Here is a 25,546-nt window from a genome sequence, read left to right as displayed (position 1 = left end):
CTGAACATCGCGCCTGAACCATGGGGCAGCACTCCGCCCCGTTCGATCACCCGCACCAAGATAGACTGAGACGACCGATGCTGACCCTTCTCTCGCCCGCCAAAAAGCTCAAATCCGGCCCCGTCGAAACACCGCTGGCCATCACCCGGCCGCGCCTTGCCGAGGATACGCGCGAAATCGCCGCCGTTGCGAAGCAGCAATCCGCCGCCGACCTCAAACGGCTGATGCGCATTTCCGACAAGCTGGCCGAGCTGAATGCAGAGCGGTTCAAGGCCTTCGATCTCGATGGCCGCGCCAATTCCATCACGCCTGCCGGGCTGACCTTCGACGGCGATGTGTACTGGGGGCTGGAAGCGACAAGCCTTGATCACGATACGCTGGACTATGCGCAGGACCATCTGCGCATTCTGTCGGGCCTCTACGGCCTGCTGCGTCCGATGGATGCGATCCAGCCCTACCGTCTGGAGATGGGCACCAAAATGAAGAATCCGCGCGGGTCTTCGCTGTATGAATTCTGGGGCAGCAGAATTGCACAGACGCTCGACGGTGACCTGTCGGGCCATCAAGACAAGACCATCGTGAACCTCGCTTCCAACGAATATTTCGGCGCGGTCGATACCGGCGCGCTGGCCGCGCGAGTGATCACGGCGGATTTCATCAACATCAAGGACGGCGAACCGCACCGCCCGATGTACCACGTCAAATTCGCCCGCGGCCTGATGGCCCGCTGGATCATGCAAAAACGAGTCGACCGCGCCGAACGGCTGAAGGATTTCGACGCCGAAGGCTATCGGTTCGATCCCAAGGCTTCGAGCGACGGCGCGCTGGTGTTTTCAAGGAAGCAGCCGCCGGTGAAGAAGTAGGGCGGCCTATTCGCCTTCGATCATTGCCTTCAGTCGTTTCAGGATCGCTTTCTTGTATCGATAAATATCGTGCACCGATTCGACCGTATTGAGGAGTTCTTCCTTGTTTTGATCGAATGTGCCGAGGTAGCGGGTTGTCTCCGAGTTGAATCGCAATCTCGCAATGGGCTTACGATTATTGTCATCAAGCAAAACTGCACAGTACGATTGAGAATCTCGGATAAAAACACGCTCGGGCGAAACAATCTCTGACGCTATCGCGCGCACGATCCTGAAGCCTTCGAGTTCGTCAGCAGTAGTTTCAATCTCCGAAGTGCTTGCAGGTTCGGGCTGATCGTCATCATCCATCGCCGACGAAATGCGTGCGTTTAGGCGTTCTCGAACAATTGAATTGAAAGCGTTTGGAATGTGCCGAGCGATAGCGGCTCTCAGGCCCGCAGTGACTCGTCTGTTTGTCGCTTTGGCTGCCACAAGTTTGACGAACTCAGCTGACGGGTCAGCCATTTCAGCTTCGATGACCTTCGTTACCTCTCCCTCCATCTGCAAGCTTGCAGCAGTCTCCACAATCTCATCGACGTTAAATCCAGACTTCTGGAAGTTGGCGAGATTGCGGATGTCTGACTTTCGCAGATTGCAAAGGTTGAACTCGAAGAATGGTTTTTCATCCATCCTGTTGGAGGCAGTAAGGTCTGAATAAAATTTGAAGTCGGCTCCGTTAGTAAGGATGGCGAACTTAGCATCGGTCACTCCAAAATATCGGTAGAGCTGCGATGCGTGTCGAAGAGAAAGTTCCTGACTTGTCGGCTTGCATTCGATGAGCATGGTAACGTCACCTTCAAGCACAATTGCATAGTCGACCTTTTCGCCCTTTTTGGTGCCTACGTCGCACGTGAACTCAGGCACAACCTCGCTTGGGTTGAAAACGTCAAACCCAAGCGCTTGCAGGAACGGCAACACGAGTGCGGTCTTCGCCGCCTCCTCCGTTCCCAAGACCTCGCGATGCTTTTTCGCTTTGTCCGAAAGGGCTTCAAGCCTTGCCTCAAGTTCCATGGTATCTCCTATCAATCAAATGCAATTTGCCTAAGCCCGCGGCGCCTGCCTTCGGTAACTCAACGCCTCCGCCACATGAATCCGCCCGACTTTCTCTGCCCCGGCCAGGTCCGCAATCGTCCGCGCTACCCTAAGCATCCGGGTGTAGCTGCGGGCCGACAGGCGCATCGCTTCGGCGGCTTGCATCAGCAGGCGCTGGCCGGCCTCGTCGGGGGTGGCGAATTGTTCGAGCGCGTCGCCTTGCAGTTCGGCATTGCTGCGTACGCCCGTTTGTTCGGAACGGCCGGTCTGCACCGTGCGCGCGGCAGCGACCCGTGCGGCAACTTCTGCGGTTCCTTCTGCGGCGGGCGGCAGGGCGAGGTCGGCGGCGCTGACGGGGTCGACTTCGACGTGCAAATCAATCCGGTCCAGCATCGGGCCGCTGACCTTGCTCTGGTAATCGGCAGCGCAGCGCGGCGCGCGTGAACAGGCAAGTGCCGGATCGCCAAGATGCCCGCAGCGGCACGGGTTCATCGCCGCGATCAGCTGGACCCGCGCTGGGAAGCTGACATGCGCATTGGCCCGCGCGACATCGACCGAGCCGGTTTCGAGCGGCTGTCGCAGCGAGTCGAGCACGGCGCGCTGGAATTCGGGCAGCTCGTCGAGGAACAGCACGCCGAGATGCGCGAGGCTGACTTCTCCCGGCTTTACCTTCAACCCGCCGCCGGTCAGCGCCGCCATGCTGGCCGAATGATGCGGCGCGCGGAACGGCCGCGCGCGGCTGATCCGTCCGCCTTCCAGCGTTCCGGCGACCGATTGCACCATGGAAACCTCGAGCGCTTCGGAGGGCGAAAGCTCTGGCAATATGCCCGGCAGGCACGATGCGAGCAGGCTCTTGCCCGCACCCGGCGGGCCGATCATCAGCAAATTGTGCCCGCCCGCTGCGGCGATCTCCAGCGCGCGCTTGGCGGTTTCCTGCCCCTTTACCCGCTTCAGATCCGGGCCCGGCGGAGCAGGTTCGACCTCCCCCGGCTGCGGCACGGGCAATTGCGCCGTGCCTTTCAGATGATTGAGCAGGCTGACCAGATCGGGCGCGGCGCACACCGGTACTTCGCTTGCCCAGCGCGCTTCGGCCCCCTGGCTGACCGGACAGATCAGGCCCGCTTCCTGCTCGCTCGCATGAAGCGCCGCGAGCAGCACGCCGGGTGAGCCGACGACCCGCCCGTCGAGCGACAGCTCGCCCACCGCGACCCAGTCCCCCAATTGCTCGGCATCGGTCACGCCCATCGCGGCCAGCAGCGCGAGCGCGATCGGCAGGTCGTAATGGCTCCCTTCCTTGGGCAGGTCGGCGGGGGCGAGATTGATGGTGATGCGTTTCGGCGGCAAAGCGAGGCCCATGCTGGAAAGCGCCGCGCGAACGCGTTCCTTGCTCTCGCCCACGGCCTTGTCGGCCAGCCCGACGATGTTGAAATTGGGCAGTCCCGGCGCGACCGAACATTGCACCTCGACGCTGCGCGCATCGAGCCCGAGATAGGCAACAGTCCGAACCAGTGCGACCACAATTACTCCCCCGTTTGCATCACGCGATGCCAGGCCGAGCTGATTGCGGTCCTCAACACAATAGCTTGCAAATTCAGGGCATAACGATGCTGGCCAAAATTGCCAGACCCGCTTAGTTCGGAAGCTTCGGGAATGGAGGGAAACCTTGCTGCGGCGGATCGGATGGCGCAAGATATTGGCAGGCGGTGCGCTGCTGGCTGTGCTGTTCGCCGGTTTCGCTGCGTGGGACTTGCAGCAGGACCGCTTGCGTGACGAGCCGATGGCGCAATTCGTCGAGCGGCTCGATGTGCAGCCCGGCACCGACGGGATGAAAGCGATGCTGGCCGAGCTGCGGGCGCGCGAAGAGAGTTCCCGCCTGCGCAGTTGGGCGAAAGCCGTGCGCGACGAATACCGGCTATGGCGTGACATTCCGGACGCGGCGGGCGCGGTGCAGCATTTGCGGATCGCAGCGCGCTTGATGAACACCGGCGAGACCGAAGACGCGATTGCAATTCTCGAAAAGGTTGATCGCTGGGCGCTGGACAGCGGCGCGCCCCGCGAGATGACTGATACGGTGGAGGACAGTCTTGCGATCGCCTATCTGCGGCTGGGCGAGCAGCAGAACTGTTTCAACAATCCGCACGCGGGCGCGTGCATCGTGCCGATCGACCGCGGCGCGCAGCACAGGCTGGAGGAAGGCTCGACCATGGCGATTGCGGTGCTGGAGGATCGCGTTCTTGCCGGTCGGCCGGATGATTACAAGTCGAAGTGGCTGCTCAACATCGCGCATATGACTCTGGGCGGCTATCCCGGCGATGTCCCGGCGGAGCATTTGTTGCCGATGCCAGGCGCAATCGAGGGCTACGCAGGGCCGAAATTTGCCAATGTGTCGGATTTGGCCGCAGTCGACCGGAGGAACAATGCCGGCGCTGCAGTGGTCGAGGATTTCGATGGTGACGGCCAGTTCGATGTCTTCACCACCAGCTGGACGCTGGACGGCGAAGTAATCCTCTATCTGCGCGCGCCGGACGGACGGCTGGTCGATGCGACCGAACAATCGGGCCTTGGCGGGCTGCCGGGCGGGCTGAACGCAATCCATGGCGACTTCGACAATGACGGCGATGCGGATATTTATCTGATGCGCGGAGCATGGGGGCAGGGCGGCGGATTGCTGCCCAATTCGCTGCTGCGCAATGACGGCAAGGGAAATTTCGAGGATGCGACGGTCGAGCTGGGCCTGCTGCAATTCGAGCCGACGCTGAGTTCGACCTTTGCCGATCTCGATAATGACGGCTGGCTCGATCTCGTCGTCGCGAACGAGAAGAAGAGTAGGCGCGTTGCTGGCCGGATCGACATCTTCATGAATCGCGGGGGCAAGGGTTTCGAGCGCCTGCCCGAATGGACGCCTGCCGGGTTCGACTGCAATCCCAAGTCTGTCGCGGCAGGCGATTACGACGGCGACGGGTTCGCCGATCTGCATGTGTCCTGCCTGCGCCAGGCGAATGTCCTGTTCCGCAATTCGGGTGCGCTCGCCTTCGAGGACGTGACCGGGGAAGCGGGCGTCGGCGGCCCGCAGCGCAGCTTCGCCAGCTGGTTCTTCGATTACGACAATGACGGCTGGCAGGACCTGTTCGTCGCCGGATACGGGGCGGGCGACGTGACCGGCAATATGGCGCGCAGCTTCGCCGGGCGAGATGCTAGCGAACTGGACGACAAGGTCTCGGGCGCTGCGCTCTATCGCAATCGCGGCGATGGCACCTTTGCAGATGTGACCGCAGCCGCAGGACTGACCGCGCCGAGCTATGTCATGGGTTCCGCCTATGGTGATTTCGACAATGACGGCTGGCTCGACATGTATTGGGGCACCGGCGCCTCCGCCTATGATGCGATCATTCCCAACACCGCGATGTGGAACCGTCAGGGCGCACGGTTCGAGGAAATTACCGCTTCTTCCGGGCTGGGTCATATCCAGAAAGGTCACGGTATCGCTTTCGCCGATTTCGACCGCGACGGGGATGCGGATATCTTCGCGCAGCTTGGCGGATCGGCCGCAGGCGATACATTTATGAATGCGCTGTTCGAGAATCTCGGCGGTGCAAATCGCTGGATATCGCTCCGACTGGAGGGGCGGCAGAGCAATCGCGGCGCGGTCGGGGCGGTGATCCGGGTTGACGTGACCGACGATGCGGGGCGGCAATTCGCGATCTGGCGCGCAGTCGGGACCGGCGGCAGCTTCGGGTCCAGCCCGCTGGAACAACATATCGGATTGGGCGCAGCGAAGCGGATCGAGCGGGTCACTGTGCGCTGGCCTGCTTCAGGAGCGGAGCAGACGTTCACGCGGGTTCAGTCGGACAAGGCATACCAGCTGGTAGAAGGCCGCAATCGGCTCGAACCGCTGGACCGCCGCCCGGCACCCTTCAAGCGGCTGCCACAGCGGACAGAGCACGCTGATCACTGAAATCCTGCTGCGGCGTTAACCATGTCTCGAAAGGCCCGGGCAACTGCGCCGCTTGGCGAGGTGGTAACGCCTCGCGCGCAAAAAGGGCGGCATGTTCGCTGCGGCCCGCCTTTTTACCATTCTGTCGACTGCGCTGCTCCTGATTGCGGCGCCCGGTCAGGCCCATGCTCAGGCCCATGTTCAGGCACAGGTGCTCTCGACCGAGACCTGGATGGAAGAATGGGACCCGGCGAGCCAGCAGTGGGTGCGGGTCGAAGAGGGCGCAGAGCGCCTGGTTCCGGCACAGGCCAAGCCGCTGTCACCGGCCATCGCGCAATATGGGCCTTTTCGGGTCGTCGACGAGACTCGCGCGGAAATGATTGGCGTCACCGACAGGCGGTCACCGGCGCAGTTCCAGGCCATGCTGCGTGATTTCCCCCGTATTGCCACGCTGTCCATGGTCGAGTGCCCCGGTACCGACCACGACATCGGGAATTTGGCGGTCGGCCGCCTGATCCGCGCGGCAGGGCTGGAGACCCACGTCCCCGCCGGAGGATCAGTGCGTTCGGGAGCGGTTGAATTGTTCCTCGCGGGTCGGCAGCGCCGGATCGATGACGGGGCAGAGTTTGCGGTTCATAGCTGGCGCGACAATTACGGCCGCGAAGCGCGTGATTTTGGTGCCCGTGAAGGGGCCAACGGGACTTATCTCGCCTATTACCGCGAGATGGGCATGAGCGATGAAGAGGCACGCGCGTTCTACGACATGACCAATTCGGTCGGTCATGCCGATGCCAAGTGGCTCACCGCGCAGGATATGCGTGAATGGCTGGGCGAACCGGCGCGCGAAACGATGGTGACGACTGCTGAAAAGCCAGCCCCGCAACCGGCCCCAAAGCCAGCCCCAAAGCCAGCCCCGAAGATCGCATTTGCTGACGCAGCATATCTTGACTCGCATCCGCTCCTGCCGTAACGGGCGCGTCCATACAGGCGGTCGCCTTTGACGGGCGGCCCTTTTTATTTCGACTAGAGGTTATCATGAAGCGGACTTTCCAGCCCAGCAATCTCGTGCGTGCCCGTCGCCACGGCTTTTTCGCCCGTAAGGCAACGCCAGGTGGCCGCAAGGTCCTGCGCGCACGCCGCCGTCGCGGTCGCAAGAAGCTTTCGGCTTAATTCGATTCGCGCAGCGCCTGCCGGCGCGTGCACATTTCTCGCTCACGCGGCCTGAAGGCCGTGTTGTCGCGGGAGGCCACACGGCCCTGCGGGTCCCCTTCGGGACCCGTTTGCATTTTCATCGCGCAATCGATTCGCTAGACGCTTGATCTCGATGCCCAGCGAATCCGCCTCTGCCCCGTCCGTTCTGAGCAAACGCAGCGATTTTCTCGCGGCCAATCGCGGGCTCCGCGTCGCGCGGCCCGGCTTCGTTTTGCTGGTCAACCCGAACCATGGGCACGGCAAACGCTTCGGCATCACAGTGACAAAGAAGATCGGCAATGCGGTGGTCCGCAACCGCATGAAACGCCGCTTTCGCACTTTGCTTCGGGAGGCTTTACCCGGTGGCGGGCTGCCCGATCATGACCACGTGCTGATCGGCCGGGAGCGCGGTATCGAGCGGGATTTTTCCGCTCTGCGCCAGGAACTTGCTCGCGCGCTTGAGAAAGCTGCCAAAGGTGATGTCGATCCGCCGCGCCGCCGCCAACCTCGGCGCAGGTCGCCGCGCAAATGAAGCACATCCTGATCTTCATCGCCAGGCTGTGGCAGTGGGGTCCTTCGCGCATCCTGCCGCCGACCTGCCGCTATTCGCCATCGTGCTCGCAATACGCGGTCGAAGCGCTGGGAAAATATGGTGCAATCAAGGGTGGATGGCTGGCACTGAAACGTATACTGCGCTGCCACCCTTGGGGCGGGCATGGCTTGGATCCTGTGCCGTAGTATCCATATAACACACTCGATTGAATTTAGACGGGGCCGAAATCTTGGATAACCAGCGTAATCTCCTGCTCGCCGTGGTGCTGTGCGGCCTGTTGCTGTTCGGCTCGCAGGCCTTGACGCAGTATTTCTACCCGCAACCGGTGGTGACCTCTGAAGTTGCTTCCCCAGCAGCGAGCAAAGCAGCGAGCGAGGAAGTTCCGACCGCATCGACCCCGGCGAAGCGCACGCGCGAAGGCGGCCTGCAGGATCCCGCCGATATCGCGAAGGAAGAAGCCGAGTTGGCAACCGAGCTGGTCGCTGCCGATCGCATCAAGATCGACGCGCCTGAGCTTGCGGGTTCGATCAATCCGCTCGGCGCGCGGATCGACGACATCGTGCTCAAGACACACAGTCAGACAGTCGAGCGCGACAGCGGTCCGGTCCGCATCTTCTCTCCGGCTGACACAGAAGCGCAGCATTACGCGCAATTCGGCTGGTCGGGTGATGGCGTACGGCTGCCTGGCATTGATACGGTCTGGCAGGCAGAAGGCGGTCCGCTGGCTCCGGGCCAGCCCGTAACCCTGACATGGAATAATGGCGAAGGCCTGCTGTTCACCATCAAGCTGACAGTCGACGATCACTACATGATCACGGCCGAGCAGACAGTGGCCAACACGTCCGGCGGGCCGGTGGTCGTTCGCCCGCGGGCCGGCATCGTGCGCACCAGCAAGACCGCCAGCGCCAGCACGTTCAACGTTCACTCGGGCGCCATCGGCGCGTTCGGTGACGGGGTGAATTTCGGCCCCGATTATGACGATCTGGCCGAAGACGCCGCGGAAGGCCGGATCGAAGGCACGCCGCACTGGCTCGGCTTTACCGATATCTACTGGCTGTCCGCAGTGATCCCGCAAGACGGCAGCAACGTCGATGCGGATTTCCAGTCGCTGGGTGACCAGCTTTACGTCGCGCGGATGGAATATCAGCCCGTTACCGTCGCTGCCGGACAGCAAGTCACCAAGACGACGCAATTGTTCGCTGGCGCGAAGGAAAGCGCGATCCTCGACCAGTACGAAACCGCCGGGATCGAAAAATTCGGCAATGCGATCGACTGGGGCTGGTTTGGCTGGATCGCCCGCCCGATCTGGTGGCTGCTGACGCATCTGTTCGCGCTGGTTGGCAATTTCGGGCTCGCGATCATCCTGATGACCGTTCTGATCCGGCTTGTGCTGTTCCCCATCGCTCAGAAGCAATTCGCGTCGATGGCGCAGATGAAAGCGATCCAGCCCAAGATGAAGGCGCTGCAGGAACGCTACAAGGACGACAAGCAGAAGCAGCAGCAGGAGATCATGGCGCTGTACAAGAAGGAGAAGGTCAATCCGCTGGCCGGCTGCCTTCCGATCCTGATCCAGATCCCGATCTTCTTCGCGCTCTACAAAACGCTGATCCTTGCGATCGAAATGCGCCATCAGCCGTTCATGCTGTGGATCGAAGATCTGTCGGCACCGGATCCGGCGAACCTTGCCTATCTGTTGAGCCTGATTGGCATCAATGTGCCGAGCTGGCTGATGTTCATTTTCGGGGTCGGTATTCTTGCTGTGCTTCTCGGTGTGACGATGTGGGCGACTTTCCGCCTCAATCCGACGGCCATGGACCCGATGCAGCAGCAGATCTTCTCGATCATGCCGTGGGCGCTAATGTTCGTGATGGCACCGTTTGCGGCAGGCTTGCTGCTGTACTGGGTGACCAACAACATTCTCACGCTGGCGCAGCAGAGCTATCTTTATTCCAAACATCCGCAATTGAAGGCTGCTGCGGTCAAGCAGAAGGCCGATCAGGAAAAGGTTGCCGAGCGCGACGCCGGAACTTGAGGGGCGAACGAATGACGGATGCAGAGCTGGAGCAGCAAGAGCGCGAACGCGCCGCGTTGGCGCGGCGGGCGGAAAAGCTGTTCTCGGGCCGGGTGGATTTTCTCCTCTCAGCCCCGCAACTCAAATTCCTGCCAGAACCGACGGTGCCGGAAATCGCGTTTTGCGGCCGCTCCAATGTCGGCAAATCCTCGCTGCTCAATGCGTTGACGGGACGCAGGTCGATTGCGCGCACTTCGGTCACACCGGGACGCACGCAGGAGCTGAATTTCTTCGAAGTGGGCGAGCCGACCCTGTTCCGTCTGGTCGACATGCCGGGATATGGCTTTGCCAAGGCTCCGGTAAAAGTGGTCGAGAAATGGAAGAGCCTAGTGAAGACCTATCTGCGCGGCCGGCAAGTGCTGCACCGGACCCTGGTGCTGGTCGATAGCCGTCACGGGCTGAAGGACGTCGACCGCGAAATGATGAAGATGCTCGACGAGACGGCGGTCAGCTACCGGGTTGTGCTGACCAAGGCGGACAAGATCAAAGCCAGCGCGCTCGATGCGGTCGCAGCGCAAGTTGCCGACGAAGCACGCAAGCACACCGCCGCCTACCCTGAACTGCACATCACCAGCTCCGAAAAAGGCATGGGCATTCCGGAATTGCGCGCTGCCGTGCTGAGCGACGCGGGGGTCTGAGAACCAGCATTTTCCTACATCGCCGCGTTCTGCCACATACTGGCGGATGGCAAACGGCAAACATCCAGATCTCTCGCAAGCGCAGCTGAGGTCCGCGATCCTCAAGCTGCGGCAGGGACACAATCTTTCTTTGGACTGTGTTCCGGTTGTTCCATCCGTTCAGTCTCGACAGCGCGAGGATGAACGCCTAACGCGGCGACAATCCAAAGAGCGTGCAAAGGTGGGAACGCGCATGAAGCTCATCATCGGCAACAAGAACTACTCCAGCTGGTCGCTGCGGGGCTGGCTCGCAGTCAAGCAATCGGGGCTGCATTTCGAAGAAATCACCGTCCCGATGTTCGGCGAGCAATGGGAAGAGACCAAGCAGGCGGAGCAAGGCACTCAGCCGAGCCACGGCAAGGTTCCGATCCTGTGGGACGGGGAAACCGTGGTGTGGGACAGCCTCGCCATTATGGAATATCTGGCCGACAAGGTCGGGCGCGACCGCTTCTGGCCGAAGGATGACACGGCACGCGGTATGGCGCGATCGATGGTCGCGGAAATGCACAGCTCGTTCGCCGCGCTGCGCAGCGAATGCCCGATGAACATCCGCAAGATTTTCGAAGACGCTACCATCACCGATGCCGCGCGGGCTGACACCGTTCGCGTGCTCCAACTGTGGGCCGAGGCACGGGCGCGCTTCGGGCAGGGCGGGCCGTTCCTGTTCGGCACTTTCAGCGCAGCCGATGTGTTTTACGCACCCGTCGTTTCCCGATTCCGCAGCTATGGCTTCAAGATGCCGGGCTTTGCGGAAACCTATATGGAAGCCATGTGGGAACACGAATGGATGCAACAATGGATTGCCAGCGCAGAGGACGAGCAATGGGTGATCGAACAATACGAAACCGCACCGCAAAACTAGCAGAGGCACTGCTGCTTGCGCTGGCGGTGCTGCTGCCGTCGCAGGCAATGGCCTGGGGCGAATACGGGCACCGTACCACGGGCGAGATTGCCTTGGTCAATGTGAAGCCGGAAACGCGTTCCGCGATCCGGCGGCTGCTTCGTTACGAAGCGCAGCTCGGCACGCCCGGTTGCGACCTGAAAAGCCTGGCAGACGCGACCGTGTGGCCGGATTGCGTCCGGCGCGACTACTGGCGCTGGGGCTACACCGCTGCGTGGCATTACCGCACGACACCGATCTGCGAGCCGTACAATCCGCGCGCCAATTGCAGCGGGGGCAATTGCGTGACCGCACAGATCGAGCGCAATCTCCGGATCCTTGCTGATGAAAGCCTGCCGGGCAATGTGCGGCTCGAGGCGCTCGCTTTCATGGTGCACTTCGTGGGCGACATCCACATGCCGCTCCATTCGGGCGACAAGGACGATCGCGGCGGCAACGACCGCGTGACAGCTTATGGGATCGTGCCGGACAAGAACCTGCATTCGATCTGGGACAGCGCGCTGGCAGAGCGGGCGATCACTTCGGCCAATCCGCCGCTGGTGCGCCGCTATCCGCTGAGCGAACGCGCGGCTATCGCGACCGGAGGCCCGGCAGACTGGGGCCGCGAGAGCTGGCAGGCGGCGCGCGACTTTGTCTACCCCAACGCGTTCGATACCGATCCTTGTGCTGGTGATCTGCCCGCCGCAACGGCGCTGACGCAGGAGGATATCGTCGCGGCCATCCCTGTCTCGCAGAGCCGGGTGCAACAGGCGGGACTGAGGATGGCCCGCTTGCTCGACGAAGCCTTTGCCCCGGGTCCGCTGGTGGTGCCGGATGATCGCCGTTAGCGCAGCGCCCCGGCGACGAACCACGCGGCAACGCCGACCATGGCAAGCGCCAGCACGCGGCGCACCAGCGTGGCGCGATGCGGCTCCAGCAGGATCGGCCGGATCGATGACGCGCCGTAAATCAGCAACAAGTGGATGATCGTCGCTATCGCAACGCTGACCAGCGCCAACGTGACTGCCTGCTGCATGCCGGGCGCGCCCCCCGCCACGAATTGCGGTGCGACCGACAGGAAGAACAAGGCGGCCTTGACGTTGAGCAGGTTGATGCCGAACCCGGCAAAGAAGTGCCGATGGGGCGAGTGGCGCGGGATGGCAGCGGGTGACGTTTCGCCGCTTGTTCGCCAGGCTTCCCATGCAAGATAGAGCATCATCGCGGCACCGGCGAAACCGATAAAACTTGCTGCGCGCGGCAGGGCGGTCAGCACCGCGCTCGCGCCGATCGCAGACAACAACCCGTTGACCAGCAGGCCAAGCGCGACACCGCCTATGGCTGCCAGCCCGGCTTTGCGTCCTTCACCCAGCACCAGCGCAACAAGCCACGCCATGTTCGGACCGGGCGTCAGCTCGATCAGCAGGACAGCAAGAGCGAAACCGGCAAGATCCATCAGGCACCAGCGGGGCTCACGGTATGCGCTTCGCCGGATAGCGGGTGCCATCCTTGCGTGCATATCCATCGGGGTCGAACACCATGTCGATATCGGGATATTCGCCGCTGTCCGCGTCATAGTCGCCTGCCGAGGCAACGACGAATACGCAATCGGCATCGGTCCGGTTCTGCAGGCGGTGGCCGTTCTGGGTCCCCGCGGGCCAGGCGACGAGATCACCTGGCCGGACCAGAGTTTCACCGCTGTCTTCGACCAGCACGGCTTCACCCGCAATCATGACCAGCAATTCATCGATTTCACGGTGCCAGTGGCGCTGGCTCGACCATGCGCCGGGCTTGAGCACGACATGACTGGCGCGAAGCTTCTCCATGCCGCTCGCTGGTGCCAGACGGCGGTACCAGCGGCCTTGCACATCATTGCTGTATGGTTCGGGATAGCCAGTCGCATTGGTCTGAGCGATGGTGTCGAGATCGAGCTTGGGCATGGCCTGCTTTCTCCGGCTGGTCAGGTGGCTTCACCTCGTTTAGTCCCATCGCGATGAGCAACGCCATAGAGTATGCCGAAAAACTGATTGCCGCGCCAAGCGTCACCCCGGCCACAGGGCTGGTGTTCGATGTGATGGAAGCCATGCTCGCGCCGCTGGGCTTCGAGGTTCACCGCTTTATCCGCGGCGAAGGCGATACCGGCAGCGACGAGGCCCCGGTCGAAAACCTGTTCGCGATACGGCCCGGACCGGACGGCTCGAAGCATTTCGCCTTTGCCGGCCATCTCGATGTGGTCCCGCCGGGCGAAGGATGGTCGAGCGCACCTTTCGCGGCTGAAAAGCGCGGCGATTTGCTGTACGGGCGCGGCGCGGTCGACATGAAGGGTTCAATCGCTGCCATGGTCGAAGCGGTGAAGCATGTGCCGCAGGATGCAGGCACAATAAGCTTCATCATCACCGGCGACGAAGAAGGCCCTGCGCTGCACGGAACCCGCGCGCTGATCGACTGGATGCGCGACAAGGGCCATCAGCCGGACCTGTGCCTCGTGGGGGAGCCGACTTCGGTCAACCAGCTGGGCGACATGATGAAGATCGGGCGGCGCGGCTCGGTCAATATCTGGCTCACGGTGGAAGGCACACAGGGGCATGTCGCTTACCCTCATCTGGCGGATAATCCGATCCCCAAGCTGGTCGCGATGCTGGCGGAACTGGACGCGCTGGTGCTCGATACCGGGACCGACTGGTTTCAGCCCTCCAACCTCGAAATCACTGAGATCGAGGTTGGCAATCGGGCACACAACGTGATCCCCGGCAAGGCCAAGGCGCGAATCTCCATCCGCTTCAACGATCTGCATTCGGGCGCATCATTGTCCGAACGTGTCGGCGCCATTGCTGAAAAGCACGGCGGCAGCGCGCTGCCGATTATTTCCGGGGAGCCGTTTCTGACGCCGCCGGGTGCATTCTCTCAGATCATCGCCGATGCGGTGAAGGCGGAAACCGGTATAACGCCCGAACCCTCGACCACCGGGGGCACGTCCGACGCTCGGTTCCTGCGTGCCGTGTGTCCGGTGATTGAGTTTGGCCTGTGCAATGCAACAATGCACAAGACAGATGAAGCGGTGGCCATGGCAGACCTCGACACGCTAAGCCGCATTTACACGAGGGTCGCAACAGCGGCGCTCCAACTGGACTGAAGGGGAGGGCCGCCGCATGCGCGCCTGGTTTGCAATTCCACTGTGGCAGCGGGTCATCGCCGCGCTTATTCTCGGCGTCGTCGTCGGTTACTTCTGGGGGCCGGGCGCGGAGAGCATCAAGATCATCGGCGATATATTCGTCGCCTTTATCAAAATGCTGGTCGTACCGCTGATCTTCTTCAGCCTTGTCGCCGGGGTCGCAAGCATCGGCGATTTGCGCAAGCTGGGCAGTGTCGGCTGGCGCGCGCTGCTGCTGTTCGTGGTGACCGGGCAAATCGCGGTCTGGCTGGGCCTGTTCCTCGGCACTGTGGTCGCGCCGGGATCGGGCGTCGACATTTCGATGATCGAGCAAGGTGCCACGCCGCCGCCGAACGATACGACCTGGCGCCAGATGGTGCTGGAGATGGTGCCGCAAAGCCCGGTACAGGTGATGGCGGATGTGAACGTCCTGCCGCTGATAATCTTCTCTCTGCTTGTCGGTATCGGCATATTGATGGCGAAGGAAGAAGGACTGCCGGTCCTCAAGATTTTCGACAGCGGATCAGTGGTGATGCAAAAGGTCACCATGGTGGTGATGGAACTCACCCCGTTCGGCGTGTTTGCACTCATGGCGTGGGTCGCAGGAACGCTGGGCTTGGATGCGCTTGCTGCCTTGGGCAAGCTGGTGGTGTTGAATTACGTCGGGTGCCTGCTGATCATCTTCATCGTCTATGCCGGGATGATCAAATTTCTCGCCAAGCTGCCGGTGATCGATTTTTTCCGCGGTATCGTGGATGCCATCGCGGTCAGCTATTCAACGGCGAGCTCCAACGCGACCCTGCCGGTGACATTGCGCTGTGCGCAGCGCAATCTAGGCGTGTCCAATTCGGTATCCAGCTTCGTGATCTCGCTCGGCGCGACGATCAATATGAACGGGACCGCGATGTACCTCGGCCTCGCCACGCTGTTTGGTGCACAGATATTCGGTGTTGATCTGAGCTGGAGCGATTATTTCCTCATCTCGATCCTCGGCACGCTGGGCGCAATCGGGGCAGCGGGCATTCCCGGTGCGGGCCTGATCATGATGGCGCTGGTGTTCGGCGCTGTGGGCGTAGATCTGGAAACGATCGCACTCGTCGCCGGTGTCGACCGGATCATGGACATGATGCGCACCACCACCAATGTAACTGGCGACGCGGCAGTGGCGACCACGGTGGCGGTGATGACCGGCGAGATCGACAAAGCGGAAATGATCTCGGCAGATGATGTTTAGGGGGTGTGCGCGATGAGTGCGGCCACTGTCCGTAGAGGCTTTGTCCTCGCTGGCCTCAGCAACATCCTGGGCGTCCTGATCTGTTCCCGTGTTTTCACCAACGACGTGATGATGGAAACGCAGCCAGTCGTGATGGGCCTGTTCGGACTCGTCTGCATTGTGCTGTGGGGTCTTGCCTATATTGCGGTGAGCCGAAACTACGCACAAGTGCGCTGGCTCATTGCGGTGTTCGTGATTGAGAAGCTGGCTTATGTGGCCGCCTGGACTTCATTTATAACATCTCAATCACTCACAGCGGTCTACGAGCAGGACGCTTTCGCCGGGGTCTTCTACACGATCTACGGCGCAAATGACTTCGTGTTCATGCTTTTCTTCGCCTTTGTTTTCTGGAAATCGCGGGATATCTCCAATTGACTGACCATGAAAAAATGATCCCGGCGGACGATGTGTGAGCCGTCAATTTCTTCGAAGGGATAGAAATGAGTGCTGGCGAAGTTCTGTTTGTCGGAGATGAAAAATCGGGCCGGGAAACGGCCGATTATGTGAGCTCATTGTTGCTCGACGGTGAGCAGATCCTAGTTGCTACCAAGGGATTGCGTGACGGAAGTGTATTCACAAACAAGCGGATATTGATCGTCAATAAGCAGGGGCTAACTGGTAAGAAGGTTGAAGTTTTCTCAATATCATTGCGTTCGATCACTGCATTCGCTGTCGAAAACTCCGGGACCTTCGACTTGGATGCCGAACTCAAAGTTTACGGCAGCGGCTTCAATTTGGTGCAGTTGAAATTTACTAAGGGTTTCAGTCTCAAACCGATCGCTGATTTGCTGGCAGAGGCCATACTCTAGCAGCGGTTCACCGCCCCTTCGGCTTCTCCAGGACTTTCTTGCGGTAGCTGCACAGATCCGCGACCTTGCAGCGCCAGCATTCGGGCGTGCGCGCCTTGCACACGTAGCGGCCGTGCAGGATCAGCCAGTGATGGGCGTGCAGACGGAAAGGCTGCGGCACGCGCTTTTCAAGCTTCGCCTCGACCTGCTCAGGCGTCTTGCCCTTGGCGAGGCCGGTGCGATTGCCGACCCGCAGAATATGGGTGTCGACCGCAAAGGTCTCCTGCTTGAACCAGCAGTTGAGCACGACATTGGCGGTCTTACGGCCCACGCCGGGCAGCCGGACAAGGTCTTCGCGGGTGTCGGGAACCTCGCCGCCATATTCATCGACCAGCAGCTGGCTCAGCGCGATGACGTTCTTCGCCTTCGAGTTGAACAGGCCGATGGTCTTGATGTGCTCCTTCAGCCCGTCCTCGCCCAGTTCGAGCATCTGATGCGGCGTCTCGACTTCGCGAAACAGCGCGCGGGTTGCCTTGTTCACGCCGACATCGGTCGCCTGAGCCGACAACGCAACCGCCACGACCAGCTGGTAGCAATTGCCGTACTCAAGCTCCGTTTCCGGCTCGGGGTTGTCTTCCGCCAGTCGCCGGAAGAACTCGAAAATCTGATCTTTGGTCATCGCTCAGTCGTGGCGCGGATTGTTGGCCCGTTCAAGCGCGGCGATCTTGGCCTCGACCGCGTCATCGACCTTGTCCAGCCGCTCCAGATGCGCTTTCATTTCCTCCAGCCGCTGGTCGCGGCGGCGCTGCATCGCCTCGGAGAAGGCGGCGGCAATGATGCCGGTCGGCATGGCGACCAGGGCAATCCCCGACAGCGCGACCATGGAAGCGAACACCTTGCCCAGCACAGTGATCGGCGCGGCATCGCCATAACCCACCGTGGTTAAGGTGATGATCGACCACCACAATGCGCGCGGGATACTGCCGAATTCCTCGGGCTGGATGTGCCCCTCGGTGAGATAGAGTGCTGTCGCCCCGGACAACAGCAGCACACAGGCCAAGGCCATGGTGACGATCAAATCGTCCCCCCGCTCTTTCACGGCACCCCAGACTTCCATCACCGCCTTGGAGAAGCGGCCGAACTTCATGATCGCGATGACCCGCAGCAGTCGGATCGTCCGCAGCACGGCGGAATTAGAGACGAACAGCGGCATGAGCGATGCGACGACCACCGCCAGATCGATCAGACCGAGAGGCGAACGGATAAAGCGCCAACGCTTCCTCCATGCGCTCTCGGGCCCCGGCTGGTCAGCCGCAGCAAAAATCCGCGCGACGTATTCGACCAGAAAGATAGTGCCGAACACAGCTTCGGCGATCAGCAACTGGTTGTGCCAATTGTCGTGCAGTCTGGGCTCGGTCGAGAGGACGGCGGTTATCACGGCCAGAATGATCACCAGCACGAGAAAGCGGTTGAGCGTCGTCAGCCGGCCATCATATTCCGCCCCGTCGAACAGCTGGTGATGGAGATATTTGCGTAGCCGCTTCATCTAGCGCAACCAGCGGATCATGTTGGGGTAGGTCGGTACGCCAGCTGCCAGAGCGCTGTGCAGATCGATCGCGGTCATGCCGTGCGCAGCCAGGCCGTCGGCACCGACGAATTGGCCGGTCGCGTAGCAGGTAGCGGCGAATTCATAACTGCCTTTGTACCCTTCCGAATGAAACAATTGCCGCAGGCCGACTGCGCAAATTTTGGCGGCGGCATAAGACCACGCGATGGCCATATATTCTTCATCCTGATCGGGCTCCAGCGCGCCCAATGTCACGCGCCGCGCGGGCTCGACCACTGCGATATGACCGGCTTCGTGCAGCAGATCGCCCGGCCATACCTCGGTCTCGGGATCGATCACTACGCTGCCGTCGCAGATCGCCAGCCCGGTGATCGGTTGCGTGAAGTCGTCGCTGTCCTGCCGCAGGCGCACGGGAATCCCGACCTCGGCAATGAATGCCAGCGACCGTTCGCCGGCAGCTGCCCTGCCGCCTTCTTCGCGCCATTGGCACGCAGCAGCGGCGGGCGCGCTCATAGCTCGAGCACATCCTCCATCCGGTACCGTCCCGGCTGCTTGCCGATAAGCCATTGCGCCCCCCTCACTGCGCCGCGGGCGAATATCATGCGGTTCTCCGCGCTATGTGCAAGGGTTATCCGCTCTTCATCGCCCGCGAAGATGACGCTGTGCTCCCCTGCAACGGTGCCGCCGCGCAAGGCGGCAAAGCCGATCGCACCCTTTTCGCGCGCGCCGGTTAAGCCGCGTCTGCCGCTTTCGGTCTTTTCCGCCAGATCGATTTCCCGCCCGCGCGCCGCCGCTTCGCCGAGCAGCTTGGCCGTGCCCGATGGCGCGTCGACTTTCATCCGGTGATGCATTTCGAGGATCTCGATGTCCCAGTCATCCCCTAGCCTGCGCGCGGCCTCCTGCACCAGATGCGCGAGCAGGGTTACGCCGAGCGAAGTGTTCCCTGTCTGCAAGACCGGAACCGCGCGTGCTGCGGCTTCGATCGTCTCGTGATGGCGTTCTTCCAGTCCGGTGGTTCCGATCAGGATCGGAATTCCGGCACCGATCGCGGCGTGAAGATTTCCGGCCAGCGCCGCCGGTGCGGAAAAGTCGACCAGCGCATCGCTGCGGTCGGCAAGGTTTGCGACATCGCCGCCCTTGTCGATCCCGCCCGCATGCTCGTGGCCAGCGTCGGCGATTGCCCTCGTCAGGGCGTGACCCATTCTTCCGTCACTGCCGATAATCCCGATACGCGCCATTGCACTCCCTTATGCCGCCGTGCTTGAAGCCAAGCATGGCAGAGATTTCGAACATCGTCATCCTTACCGGTGCCGGGATATCCGCAGAAAGCGGTATCGACACCTTCCGAGATGCGGGCGGGCTGTGGGAACAGCACCGGGTGGAGGATGTCGCGACGCCTGAAGGCTTCGCGCGCGATCCCGATCTGGTGCTGTGTTTCTACGACATGCGGCGCGAGGCCCTGGCCAAGGTCACCCCGAACCCGGCGCATGAAGCATTGGCGCGGCTCGATGCGGAATTTGCCGGCGAATTGCTGATCGTGACGCAGAATGTTGACGATTTGCACGAACGCGCCGGAGCAAACCGGGTGCTGCACATGCATGGCGAACTGAAGAGCGCGCTATGCATTTCGTGCGAGATGCGTTCGCCGTGGAATGCGCCAATGTCGGACCGCCCGCCGTGCCCGGTGTGCCAGGCTCCGAGCTTGCGCCCCGATGTCGTGTGGTTCGGCGAGATGCCGTACCAGATGGACCGTATCTACGCCGCCATCCGGCAGGCGGACCTGTTTGTCAGCATCGGCACCTCGGGCGCGGTCTATCCGGCGGCAGGCTTTGTCCGCGATGCGCGCGAATTGGGGGTCAGAACGCTGGAGCTCAATCTGGAGCGTAGCGAGGGCTCAAGCTGGTTCCACGAATCGCGTCAGGGCAAGGCGGGAGAACTCGTACCGCGCTGGGTGGACGAGGTACTCAGTCGGTCAGTCTGACCCTGAGCGAAAAACAAGAGTATCCGCCTCGAGCCAGGATGCGCTGAACCAGATTTCGAGCGTCGGCGCGCTGCGGGGTGCTTGTGCGTTGGGGTTTCTTGTAATCTCGTCCGTTTGCCGCACTGCACAGATTGCCGCAGTTTCTTTCGCAGGGGTGTCGGCGACAAATGTCTCGCCGATATAGAGGTCATGAATCCCGTGCATCGGGGCCCAGTCGATGGTCTCCAGACCATTGTCTCTGGCGAACTGCGCGAGCGCGGCTTTGAAACTGGCTGTCTTGGCATTCTGGTATCCGGCGACGCCGAGCACAACGCCAATGGCTGCGACGACAAGGCCGATTGCCACCCTCCATGGTGCGCCGGATGGTTGGTAGCTCATCCGGGCAAGCCGCACCCCTTGCATGCCGGGTCTTTCACCACACGGAAGCTCCGCATTTCTGCCTTGAGCCCGTCCATCATGTGAACCTTGCCAAATGCCGGGTCGCCGATGGCTGCTACGCCGTCGAGCAGCACACTCACAGCGCGCATTGCGGCGAAGCTGCCAGCCCAGCCGGCCATCGCGCCAAGCATGCCGTCGTCGGCGCAAGTGTCGCAGTCGTCATTGTCGAACGCATCGCCGACAAAACAGCGATAGCACGGCTGGTCGGGCAAATGCCCGGCAAATGCCGCGACCTGGCCCTGAAAGCGCCCGACTGCAGCGGACAGCAATGGAATGCCGAGCGCGACGCAGCTGTCCGATACCGCCAGCCGGGTGGCGAAATTGTCCGTCCCGTCGAGCACCAGACCGGAGCCTTCGAGCAGCGCCGCTGCGTTGCCGGCCGTGATGCGGTCGTCGCGCACATCGACAGTAATCTCGCTGTCGAAATTGGCCAGCCAGCGCCGCGCCGCCACTGCCTTGGCATGGCCGATATCGCGCTGCGTGTAGATTGTCTGACGCTGCAGGTTGGACAGTTCGACATCGCCGTCGTCGATCAGTCGCAGCTGCCCGATCCCTGCCGCGGCAAGATATTGCAGCACCGGCGATCCGATCCCGCCGAGACCGACCAGTGTTACCTGGGTGCCGTCCAGCGCGACCTGGCCTGCGCCGCCAATCTCAGGGATGATGATCTGCCGCGCGAAACGGTCGAGCCTTGCGTCGCTCAGCATCATGATCCGCCCGCTTCGCCTGCCCGCTCGCGGCGGAAGCCGTGCATCCCGTTCCACCACTGGACGGCAACCACCGCCCCTTTTGCCGGCTGGAGCAGGCCGATCATCAGCACACAGGCAAGCGGCAGGATGATCAGCGCCATCTGCCAGCCAGACAGAGCAAAATCGAGCGCGAGCATGATGATCAGCGGTGCGAGCAAATGACCTGTAACGAAGATCGAAAGATAGGCCGGGAAATCATCGGTCTGCTGCGGCGTCAGGTCGAGTTGGCAAGGCTGGCATGTGTCATGTGGCTTGAGCCAGCGCCGGAACAGCGGTCCCTCTGCGCAGCGTGGACACCGGCCCCGCAGGCCGCGCAGCAGCGCCGCGCCGAAGCTGTGCGGAAGGTCGCGATGGGTTCCCGATGCCATACCCAGCCTTTAGTCCGCGCGCAGCGAGGCTGTCGACAGCTTTGTGGAAAAGGTGCCGACAGCCTGTTGGCGTTCAGTTGAAAACCGGTGGAGCGGCTCAGCTCTCCAGCTGGCGCAGCAGGCTCCGCACGTCGCCGTCCATGTCGGCATCACGCTGGCGCAGATCCTCGATCAGGCGCACCGCATGGATCACTGTCGAGTGGTCGCGTCCGCCGAATTTGCGCCCGATCTCGGGATAGCTGCGCGGAGTGAGCACTTTCGAGAGATACATCGCCACCTGCCGGGGGCGGACCACCGCCCGCGCACGGCGCTTGGACGACATCTCGCTGCGGTCGATGCGATAGAACTGGCAAACCGTGCGCTGGATCTCGTCGATCGTGATCCGGCGGCGGTTGGCGGAAAGAATATCGGTCAGCTGGTCTTCGGCCAGACTAAGCGAGACTTCCTGCCCGGTCAGCTGGGCATAAGCGATCAGCTTGTTGAGGCCGCCGACCAGTTCGCGGACATTGCGGGTGATGGTGCGGGCGAGAAACTCGATCACATCCTCGGGCACTTCGAGCGGCGCGAACCGGGTCAGTTTCGATTCGAGAATCTTGCGGCGCAGCTCGATGTCGGCAGGGGCGATATCTGCGACGAGCCCCATCGACAGGCGGCTGAGCAAGCGCGGCTCGACGCCGTCGAGCGCTTGCGGCGCGCGGTCGGCGGCGAAGATCAGCCGCTTGTTCTCGGCCAGCAAGGCATCGATCGTGTAAAGCAGTTCTTCCTGCGCGCTGGCCTTGCCAATGATGAACTGGATATCGTCGACCAGCAGTAGATCGAAGCTGCGCAAGCGGCCCTTGAACTCGATCATCTGGTTGGCTTTGAGCGCCTGAACAAACTCGACCATGAAACGCTCGGCGCTGCAGTAAAAAATTCGCGCCCGTGGGTGCGCGCCGAGATAGGCATGGCCGATGGCGTGCAACAGGTGCGTCTTTCCCTGGCCGGTTGCAGCTTTGAGGTAGAGCGGGCTGAACTGCGGCTGTTCGGTCGCCGACATGCGCTGTGCCGCGTTGCAGCCGAGGATATTGGTTTCCCCGGTCACGAAAGACGCAAAGGTCAGCGACGGGTCGAGCCCGACCGAAGACGTGAAGCCGGCATCGCCGATATTGGCGGCGCCAATCGCAATCATGCTGGTGTCGTTGCTGTCGTTGGCCGGGCGGCGGCCATCCGAAAGATTGATATCGGGCAGTTTGCGGCGGCCGGGGTGAACCTGAATACGCACATTGCGCACTTCGCTGCGGGCGATCTTCCATGCCAGCGAGAGCCGGTCTGCAAACCGGTCCTGCACCCAGTTGGCGCTGAATTCAGTCGGCAGATAGAGGTCGAGCGTGCCGGTCTCGCGGCACAGGCCGCCGACCTGAATCGGCTTGATCCACTGGCTGTGCAGCTGGTGGCCGAGATCCTTGCGGAGACCCTGGCTGATGTCAGACCAATCGGCTGCCAGGTTTACCGCTTCGAGATCTTCCATAGTGTCCCCGCCCGTTTTCCGTTTGGTCGCTTTTGCCGCGACATTATTATCAGTCATTCCCTGCCAACCTCATTGTCCGGCGCTGACCACCGGATCGTATTAACCCCCAGGAACCGGGCAAAGCTTCGCCACCAGGCGGAATCGCTATTCAGCCCGCTTGCCTTGATCCAAATCTGTAAGAGCACCAACCGTCCAGCCCGGTGCGAGAACAGTCTTAAGAGCCACCTGCCATGAGTCGCAAGTGGGGATACTGCAAAAAATAGAAATAAAGCGGGTTGACACACCTCAACCCCGCAGACGTGCGTTTAAAGCACTGTTTACCCTGAAAATTTGCCTAGAAGCGGCGCGACTCGCGGGACTTCCTAGGGTTTTTCAAAAGCTGCGGCGCAGACTCTTGGCGGCAACAAAAAAGCCGGCGCTGTTCACGCCGGCTCTTTGCCATCAGCGACCCCCGGAAGAGGTCGTTTGAAAACGAATCAGAGTGCCGAAACGCGCTTCGAAAGCCGCGACATCTTACGTGCGACAGTGTTCTTGTGCATCACGCCGCGGGCAACGCCGCGTGCGAGTTCGGGCTGGGCGGCGCGCAGCGCATCGGCAGCAGCTTGCTTGTCGCCGCCTTCGATCGCCGTTTCGACCCTCTTCACGAAATTGCGAATGCGGCTCATCCGCGCACCGTTGATTTCGGCGCGGCGGTCATTGCGGCGGATGCGCTTTTTTGCTTGCGGCGTGTTGGCCATGTTCGTCCTTGTGTCTCGCTGACTCTTCGGGCCACTTTGCAGTGACCGCTCTATCGTAAATGTATCTGTTAGCAGATGCGGCGATTCCTCGCCGGAAAGCGGGCCACATAGGGTTACCCCTCCGAATCGTCAAGCGAAACGGACTATCGCTGACACTTGGGGCAGAACCAGGTGCTGCGCCCGCCCTGTACGATACGGCGGATAGTGCCGCCATCATTGCGGTGGCATGCGCCGTTCTCTCGGCCATAGACATCGAAGCGCGTGGCGAAATAGCCCAGTTCACCGTCTGGCCGGGCATAATCGCGCAAGCTTGAGCCGCCGTCTTCGATTGATTGGGTCAACACTTCTTGAATGGCCGGGACCAGCCTTTCCAGCGCGGGCATGGAAACCTTGCCAGCCGCTTTGCCGGGATGAATGCTGGACCGCCACAGCGCCTCGCACACGTAGATATTTCCCAGTCCAGCCACGATCCGCTGATCGAGCAGCATCAGTTTGATCGCCTGTTTCCGGTCTTTCAGGGCCAGCTTGAGATAGCTGGCCGAAAGTTCGCTGCCGAGCGGTTCAGGACCCATCGACGCGAAGCTGGCCCATGTCTCGATCGCTTCACTGGCGACCAGATCGACCCAGCCGAATCGGCGCGGATCGCACAGGGCGAACCGGTGACCATCCGTCTCGATCACGAAATGGTCGTGCTTGTCTTCATCTTCCGGATCGATCCGCCAGCGCCCGCTCATGCCAAGATGGAAGACCAGCGTCTGCGACCGATCGGTATGGATCAGTCCGTATTTCGCCCGCCGGCCCAGCCCCGTCACCCGCGCGCCGGTCAGCATCTGCACCAGATCCGGCGGGAACGGCTTGCGCATGTCGGGCCGGTTGACCCGGGCGCGCACGATCGTCTCGCCATCGAGGAACCGCGCAAGTCCGCGGACCGTTGTTTCAACTTCGGGTAGCTCGGGCATTTGCGAGCCCATAACACCCTTTGCCCGCTGGGCAATTGCCACTAAGGCGCTGCGCATGAGTGAAAAGGTATCTTTCGGCTATCAGGATGTGGCCCCCGACGAAAAGACCGAGCGCGTGGGCGCAGTCTTTTCCAGCGTTGCCGCCAAATACGACATCATGAACGATGCAATGTCGGGCGGCATGCACCGTCTGTGGAAGGATCGTTTCGTCCGCCGCGTCAAACCGCAGCCCGGCGAAGCGATACTCGATATGGCCGGCGGGACAGGTGATATCGCTTTCCGCATGGCAGAGCGCGGCGCCAGCGTGACGGTCTCCGACATCAATCAGGATATGCTGGATGTCGGCATTGCGCGCGCCATCGATCGCGGGATCGACGATCTGGTCTGGTCGCGCCAGAATGCCGAGGAGCTGTCGTTTTCTTCGCGGGTGTATGATGCCTACACAATCGTGTTCGGTATCCGGAATGTGACGCATATCGACAAGGCGCTGGCCGAAGCGCACCGTGTGCTCAAACACGGCGGGCGGTTCTATTGCATGGAATTCAGCACCACGACCTGGCCCGGTTTCAAGGAAATCTACGACGTCTATTCGCACAAGCTGATGCCCAAGATGGGCAAGGCGATCGCGGGTGACGAGGAAAGCTATCGCTACCTCGCGGAATCGATCCGCCGCTTCCCCAAAATGCACGATTTCGAGGCGATGATCCGGCAGGCCGGATTCTCCAAGACCAAGGTCGAGCCGATCCTTGGCGGCGCGGTCGCCATCCACTCGGGCTGGAAAATCTGATCGC

Annotated in this window: 30 protein-coding genes; 16 read left to right on the top strand and 14 right to left on the bottom strand. The window is 61.5% G+C overall.

Going from position 1 to position 25,546, the window contains the following annotated elements; genetic code table 11:
* Positions 1-77: 77 nt before the first annotated feature.
* The gene (gene yaaA / locus E0502_RS04830; RefSeq protein ID WP_137676790.1) at positions 78-863 is read left to right on the top strand and encodes a peroxide stress protein YaaA; all 786 of its coding nucleotides are present in this window, start codon (positions 78-80) and stop codon (positions 861-863) included.
* Between the two features lie 6 nt (positions 864-869).
* Here yaaA and E0502_RS04825 read toward each other — a convergent pair whose 3' ends face one another.
* Both E0502_RS04825 and E0502_RS04820 read right to left on the bottom strand, forming a co-directional pair.
* The gene (locus tag E0502_RS04825) at positions 870-1,913 is read right to left on the bottom strand and encodes a type I restriction endonuclease (protein ID WP_137676789.1); all 1,044 of its coding nucleotides are present in this window, start codon (positions 1,911-1,913) and stop codon (positions 870-872) included.
* 30 nt (positions 1,914-1,943) lie between these two features.
* A complete protein-coding gene (locus tag E0502_RS04820; protein ID WP_137676788.1) occupies positions 1,944-3,452 on the bottom strand; it encodes a YifB family Mg chelatase-like AAA ATPase in 1,509 nt (502 codons plus the stop codon).
* Between the two features lie 145 nt (positions 3,453-3,597).
* Here E0502_RS04820 and E0502_RS04815 point away from each other — a divergent pair, with 145 nt between their 5' ends.
* The 9 genes from E0502_RS04815 to E0502_RS04775 all read left to right on the top strand — a co-directional run bounded on the left by E0502_RS04815 (position 3,598) and on the right by E0502_RS04775 (position 12,088).
* Positions 3,598-5,889: a CRTAC1 family protein gene (locus E0502_RS04815; RefSeq protein WP_137676787.1), complete on the top strand. Its 2,292-nt coding sequence runs from the start codon at positions 3,598-3,600 to the stop codon at positions 5,887-5,889.
* 91 nt (positions 5,890-5,980) lie between these two features.
* Complete coding sequence (locus tag E0502_RS04810; protein WP_192895919.1) at positions 5,981-6,838, top strand: alpha/beta hydrolase; 858 nt, start codon at positions 5,981-5,983, stop codon at positions 6,836-6,838.
* 65 nt (positions 6,839-6,903) lie between these two features.
* Positions 6,904-7,038, top strand: coding sequence for a 50S ribosomal protein L34 (gene rpmH / locus E0502_RS04805; protein WP_137676786.1), 135 nt, complete (start codon positions 6,904-6,906; stop codon positions 7,036-7,038).
* 154 nt (positions 7,039-7,192) lie between these two features.
* Positions 7,193-7,591 (top strand): ribonuclease P protein component, encoded by a 399-nt coding sequence (gene rnpA, locus E0502_RS04800; RefSeq protein ID WP_137676785.1) that lies wholly within the window; start codon positions 7,193-7,195, stop codon positions 7,589-7,591.
* Positions 7,588-7,797 carry a membrane protein insertion efficiency factor YidD gene (yidD, locus tag E0502_RS04795; RefSeq protein WP_137676784.1) on the top strand — a complete coding sequence of 70 codons (210 nt, stop codon included), beginning with the start codon at positions 7,588-7,590 and terminating at the stop codon, positions 7,795-7,797. The genes rnpA and yidD overlap by 4 nt, the downstream gene beginning before the upstream one ends.
* A gap of 44 nt (positions 7,798-7,841) precedes the next feature.
* The gene (gene yidC / locus E0502_RS04790; RefSeq protein WP_137676783.1) at positions 7,842-9,644 is read left to right on the top strand and encodes a membrane protein insertase YidC; all 1,803 of its coding nucleotides are present in this window, start codon (positions 7,842-7,844) and stop codon (positions 9,642-9,644) included.
* A gap of 11 nt (positions 9,645-9,655) precedes the next feature.
* Positions 9,656-10,321: a ribosome biogenesis GTP-binding protein YihA/YsxC gene (gene yihA / locus E0502_RS04785; RefSeq protein WP_137676782.1), complete on the top strand. Its 666-nt coding sequence runs from the start codon at positions 9,656-9,658 to the stop codon at positions 10,319-10,321.
* A 232-nt stretch (positions 10,322-10,553) separates the two neighbouring features.
* Entirely contained in the window at positions 10,554-11,222 is a 669-nt protein-coding gene (locus tag E0502_RS04780; RefSeq protein ID WP_137676781.1) for a glutathione S-transferase family protein, read from the top strand.
* Positions 11,183-12,088 carry a S1/P1 nuclease gene (locus tag E0502_RS04775; RefSeq protein ID WP_137676780.1) on the top strand — a complete coding sequence of 302 codons (906 nt, stop codon included), beginning with the start codon at positions 11,183-11,185 and terminating at the stop codon, positions 12,086-12,088. The genes E0502_RS04780 and E0502_RS04775 overlap by 40 nt, the downstream gene beginning before the upstream one ends.
* On the opposite strand, the gene E0502_RS04770 is transcribed toward E0502_RS04775, so the two are convergent.
* Both E0502_RS04770 and E0502_RS04765 read right to left on the bottom strand, forming a co-directional pair.
* Complete coding sequence (locus tag E0502_RS04770; RefSeq protein ID WP_240048865.1) at positions 12,085-12,744, bottom strand: LysE family translocator; 660 nt, start codon at positions 12,742-12,744, stop codon at positions 12,085-12,087. The genes E0502_RS04775 and E0502_RS04770 overlap by 4 nt on opposite strands.
* Entirely contained in the window at positions 12,710-13,177 is a 468-nt protein-coding gene (locus E0502_RS04765; protein ID WP_137676779.1) for a cupin domain-containing protein, read from the bottom strand. Before E0502_RS04765 ends, E0502_RS04770 begins: the two co-directional genes overlap by 35 nt.
* Positions 13,178-13,230: 53 nt before the next feature.
* On the opposite strand from E0502_RS04765, the gene dapE reads away from it, so the two are divergent.
* The 4 genes from dapE to E0502_RS04745 all read left to right on the top strand — a co-directional run bounded on the left by dapE (position 13,231) and on the right by E0502_RS04745 (position 16,470).
* Positions 13,231-14,370: a succinyl-diaminopimelate desuccinylase gene (dapE, locus tag E0502_RS04760; RefSeq protein ID WP_137676778.1), complete on the top strand. Its 1,140-nt coding sequence runs from the start codon at positions 13,231-13,233 to the stop codon at positions 14,368-14,370.
* A 16-nt stretch (positions 14,371-14,386) separates the two neighbouring features.
* Positions 14,387-15,622: a dicarboxylate/amino acid:cation symporter gene (locus tag E0502_RS04755; RefSeq protein ID WP_137676777.1), complete on the top strand. Its 1,236-nt coding sequence runs from the start codon at positions 14,387-14,389 to the stop codon at positions 15,620-15,622.
* 12 nt (positions 15,623-15,634) lie between these two features.
* Positions 15,635-16,036, top strand: a complete 402-nt coding sequence (locus tag E0502_RS04750) for a hypothetical protein (RefSeq protein ID WP_137676776.1) — start codon at positions 15,635-15,637, stop codon at positions 16,034-16,036.
* Positions 16,037-16,101: 65 nt separating this feature from the next.
* Positions 16,102-16,470: a PH domain-containing protein gene (locus tag E0502_RS04745; protein WP_137676775.1), complete on the top strand. Its 369-nt coding sequence runs from the start codon at positions 16,102-16,104 to the stop codon at positions 16,468-16,470.
* 7 nt (positions 16,471-16,477) lie between these two features.
* Here the strand turns inward: E0502_RS04745 and nth are convergent, their stop codons facing one another.
* Genes nth through dapB form a run of 4 tightly spaced genes read right to left on the bottom strand, consistent with a single transcriptional unit; the run spans position 16,478 to position 19,254 of the window.
* Positions 16,478-17,128, bottom strand: coding sequence for an endonuclease III (gene nth, locus E0502_RS04740; protein ID WP_137676774.1), 651 nt, complete (start codon positions 17,126-17,128; stop codon positions 16,478-16,480).
* A 3-nt stretch (positions 17,129-17,131) separates the two neighbouring features.
* Positions 17,132-17,995: an ion transporter gene (locus tag E0502_RS04735; RefSeq protein WP_137676773.1), complete on the bottom strand. Its 864-nt coding sequence runs from the start codon at positions 17,993-17,995 to the stop codon at positions 17,132-17,134.
* The gene (locus E0502_RS04730; protein WP_137676772.1) at positions 17,996-18,529 is read right to left on the bottom strand and encodes a hypothetical protein; all 534 of its coding nucleotides are present in this window, start codon (positions 18,527-18,529) and stop codon (positions 17,996-17,998) included. It abuts the gene before it with no gap.
* Positions 18,526-19,254: a 4-hydroxy-tetrahydrodipicolinate reductase gene (dapB, locus tag E0502_RS04725; protein WP_137676771.1), complete on the bottom strand. Its 729-nt coding sequence runs from the start codon at positions 19,252-19,254 to the stop codon at positions 18,526-18,528. The genes E0502_RS04730 and dapB overlap by 4 nt, the downstream gene beginning before the upstream one ends.
* Before the next feature lie 35 nt (positions 19,255-19,289).
* Between dapB and E0502_RS04720 the strand changes: the two genes are divergently transcribed.
* Positions 19,290-19,997: an NAD-dependent deacylase gene (locus tag E0502_RS04720; protein WP_137676770.1), complete on the top strand. Its 708-nt coding sequence runs from the start codon at positions 19,290-19,292 to the stop codon at positions 19,995-19,997.
* Here E0502_RS04720 and E0502_RS04715 read toward each other — a convergent pair.
* From E0502_RS04715 to mutM, 6 genes are all read right to left on the bottom strand, one after another.
* Positions 19,989-20,375 carry a hypothetical protein gene (locus E0502_RS04715; protein WP_137676769.1) on the bottom strand — a complete coding sequence of 129 codons (387 nt, stop codon included), beginning with the start codon at positions 20,373-20,375 and terminating at the stop codon, positions 19,989-19,991. The genes E0502_RS04720 and E0502_RS04715 overlap by 9 nt on opposite strands.
* Positions 20,372-21,145: a HesA/MoeB/ThiF family protein gene (locus E0502_RS04710; protein ID WP_137676768.1), complete on the bottom strand. Its 774-nt coding sequence runs from the start codon at positions 21,143-21,145 to the stop codon at positions 20,372-20,374. Before E0502_RS04710 ends, E0502_RS04715 begins: the two co-directional genes overlap by 4 nt.
* Entirely contained in the window at positions 21,142-21,552 is a 411-nt protein-coding gene (locus E0502_RS04705) for a DUF983 domain-containing protein (RefSeq protein WP_137676767.1), read from the bottom strand. The genes E0502_RS04710 and E0502_RS04705 overlap by 4 nt, the downstream gene beginning before the upstream one ends.
* A 97-nt stretch (positions 21,553-21,649) precedes the next feature.
* A complete protein-coding gene (gene dnaA, locus E0502_RS04700) occupies positions 21,650-23,116 on the bottom strand; it encodes a chromosomal replication initiator protein DnaA (RefSeq protein WP_137676766.1) in 1,467 nt (488 codons plus the stop codon).
* 419 nt (positions 23,117-23,535) lie between these two features.
* Positions 23,536-23,796, bottom strand: coding sequence for a 30S ribosomal protein S20 (gene rpsT / locus E0502_RS04695; RefSeq protein ID WP_137676765.1), 261 nt, complete (start codon positions 23,794-23,796; stop codon positions 23,536-23,538).
* A 143-nt stretch (positions 23,797-23,939) separates the two neighbouring features.
* Positions 23,940-24,755 (bottom strand): bifunctional DNA-formamidopyrimidine glycosylase/DNA-(apurinic or apyrimidinic site) lyase, encoded by an 816-nt coding sequence (gene mutM / locus E0502_RS04690; RefSeq protein ID WP_137676764.1) that lies wholly within the window; start codon positions 24,753-24,755, stop codon positions 23,940-23,942.
* A gap of 55 nt (positions 24,756-24,810) precedes the next feature.
* Here mutM and E0502_RS04685 point away from each other — a divergent pair, with 55 nt between their 5' ends.
* Positions 24,811-25,542, top strand: coding sequence for a class I SAM-dependent methyltransferase (locus E0502_RS04685; protein WP_137676763.1), 732 nt, complete (start codon positions 24,811-24,813; stop codon positions 25,540-25,542).
* The last annotated feature ends 4 nt before the right edge of the window (positions 25,543-25,546 follow it).

Source organism: Parerythrobacter lutipelagi (genome assembly GCF_005434975.1).
GTDB classification, from domain to species: domain Bacteria; phylum Pseudomonadota; class Alphaproteobacteria; order Sphingomonadales; family Sphingomonadaceae; genus Parerythrobacter_A; species Parerythrobacter_A lutipelagi.
Note: the sequence above shows the minus strand (reverse complement) of the source record. Positions and strands in the feature narration are given on the sequence as shown.

What these genes read in the sequence shown, in the direction of transcription:
- yaaA (WP_137676790.1), top strand. Translation starts at nt 78, where the DNA reads ATGCTGACCCTTCTCTCGCCCGCCAAAAAGCTCAAATCCGGCCCCGTC.
- E0502_RS04825 (WP_137676789.1), bottom strand. Translation starts at nt 1,913, where the DNA reads ATGGAACTTGAGGCAAGGCTTGAAGCCCTTTCGGACAAAGCGAAAAAG.
- E0502_RS04810 (WP_192895919.1), top strand. Translation starts at nt 5,981, where the DNA reads ATGTTCGCTGCGGCCCGCCTTTTTACCATTCTGTCGACTGCGCTGCTC.
- rpmH (WP_137676786.1), top strand. Translation starts at nt 6,904, where the DNA reads ATGAAGCGGACTTTCCAGCCCAGCAATCTCGTGCGTGCCCGTCGCCAC.
- rnpA (WP_137676785.1), top strand. Translation starts at nt 7,193, where the DNA reads ATGCCCAGCGAATCCGCCTCTGCCCCGTCCGTTCTGAGCAAACGCAGC.
- yidD (WP_137676784.1), top strand. Translation starts at nt 7,588, where the DNA reads ATGAAGCACATCCTGATCTTCATCGCCAGGCTGTGGCAGTGGGGTCCT.
- yihA (WP_137676782.1), top strand. Translation starts at nt 9,656, where the DNA reads ATGACGGATGCAGAGCTGGAGCAGCAAGAGCGCGAACGCGCCGCGTTG.
- E0502_RS04780 (WP_137676781.1), top strand. Translation starts at nt 10,554, where the DNA reads ATGAAGCTCATCATCGGCAACAAGAACTACTCCAGCTGGTCGCTGCGG.
- E0502_RS04775 (WP_137676780.1), top strand. Translation starts at nt 11,183, where the DNA reads ATGGGTGATCGAACAATACGAAACCGCACCGCAAAACTAGCAGAGGCA.
- E0502_RS04770 (WP_240048865.1), bottom strand. Translation starts at nt 12,744, where the DNA reads ATGGCACCCGCTATCCGGCGAAGCGCATACCGTGAGCCCCGCTGGTGC.
- E0502_RS04765 (WP_137676779.1), bottom strand. Translation starts at nt 13,177, where the DNA reads ATGCCCAAGCTCGATCTCGACACCATCGCTCAGACCAATGCGACTGGC.
- dapE (WP_137676778.1), top strand. Translation starts at nt 13,231, where the DNA reads ATGAGCAACGCCATAGAGTATGCCGAAAAACTGATTGCCGCGCCAAGC.
- E0502_RS04755 (WP_137676777.1), top strand. Translation starts at nt 14,387, where the DNA reads ATGCGCGCCTGGTTTGCAATTCCACTGTGGCAGCGGGTCATCGCCGCG.
- E0502_RS04750 (WP_137676776.1), top strand. Translation starts at nt 15,635, where the DNA reads ATGAGTGCGGCCACTGTCCGTAGAGGCTTTGTCCTCGCTGGCCTCAGC.
- E0502_RS04745 (WP_137676775.1), top strand. Translation starts at nt 16,102, where the DNA reads ATGAGTGCTGGCGAAGTTCTGTTTGTCGGAGATGAAAAATCGGGCCGG.
- nth (WP_137676774.1), bottom strand. Translation starts at nt 17,128, where the DNA reads ATGACCAAAGATCAGATTTTCGAGTTCTTCCGGCGACTGGCGGAAGAC.
- E0502_RS04735 (WP_137676773.1), bottom strand. Translation starts at nt 17,995, where the DNA reads ATGAAGCGGCTACGCAAATATCTCCATCACCAGCTGTTCGACGGGGCG.
- E0502_RS04730 (WP_137676772.1), bottom strand. Translation starts at nt 18,529, where the DNA reads ATGAGCGCGCCCGCCGCTGCTGCGTGCCAATGGCGCGAAGAAGGCGGC.
- dapB (WP_137676771.1), bottom strand. Translation starts at nt 19,254, where the DNA reads ATGGCGCGTATCGGGATTATCGGCAGTGACGGAAGAATGGGTCACGCC.
- E0502_RS04720 (WP_137676770.1), top strand. Translation starts at nt 19,290, where the DNA reads ATGGCAGAGATTTCGAACATCGTCATCCTTACCGGTGCCGGGATATCC.
- E0502_RS04715 (WP_137676769.1), bottom strand. Translation starts at nt 20,375, where the DNA reads ATGAGCTACCAACCATCCGGCGCACCATGGAGGGTGGCAATCGGCCTT.
- E0502_RS04710 (WP_137676768.1), bottom strand. Translation starts at nt 21,145, where the DNA reads ATGATGCTGAGCGACGCAAGGCTCGACCGTTTCGCGCGGCAGATCATC.
- E0502_RS04705 (WP_137676767.1), bottom strand. Translation starts at nt 21,552, where the DNA reads ATGGCATCGGGAACCCATCGCGACCTTCCGCACAGCTTCGGCGCGGCG.
- dnaA (WP_137676766.1), bottom strand. Translation starts at nt 23,116, where the DNA reads ATGACTGATAATAATGTCGCGGCAAAAGCGACCAAACGGAAAACGGGC.
- rpsT (WP_137676765.1), bottom strand. Translation starts at nt 23,796, where the DNA reads ATGGCCAACACGCCGCAAGCAAAAAAGCGCATCCGCCGCAATGACCGC.
- mutM (WP_137676764.1), bottom strand. Translation starts at nt 24,755, where the DNA reads ATGCCCGAGCTACCCGAAGTTGAAACAACGGTCCGCGGACTTGCGCGG.
- E0502_RS04685 (WP_137676763.1), top strand. Translation starts at nt 24,811, where the DNA reads ATGAGTGAAAAGGTATCTTTCGGCTATCAGGATGTGGCCCCCGACGAA.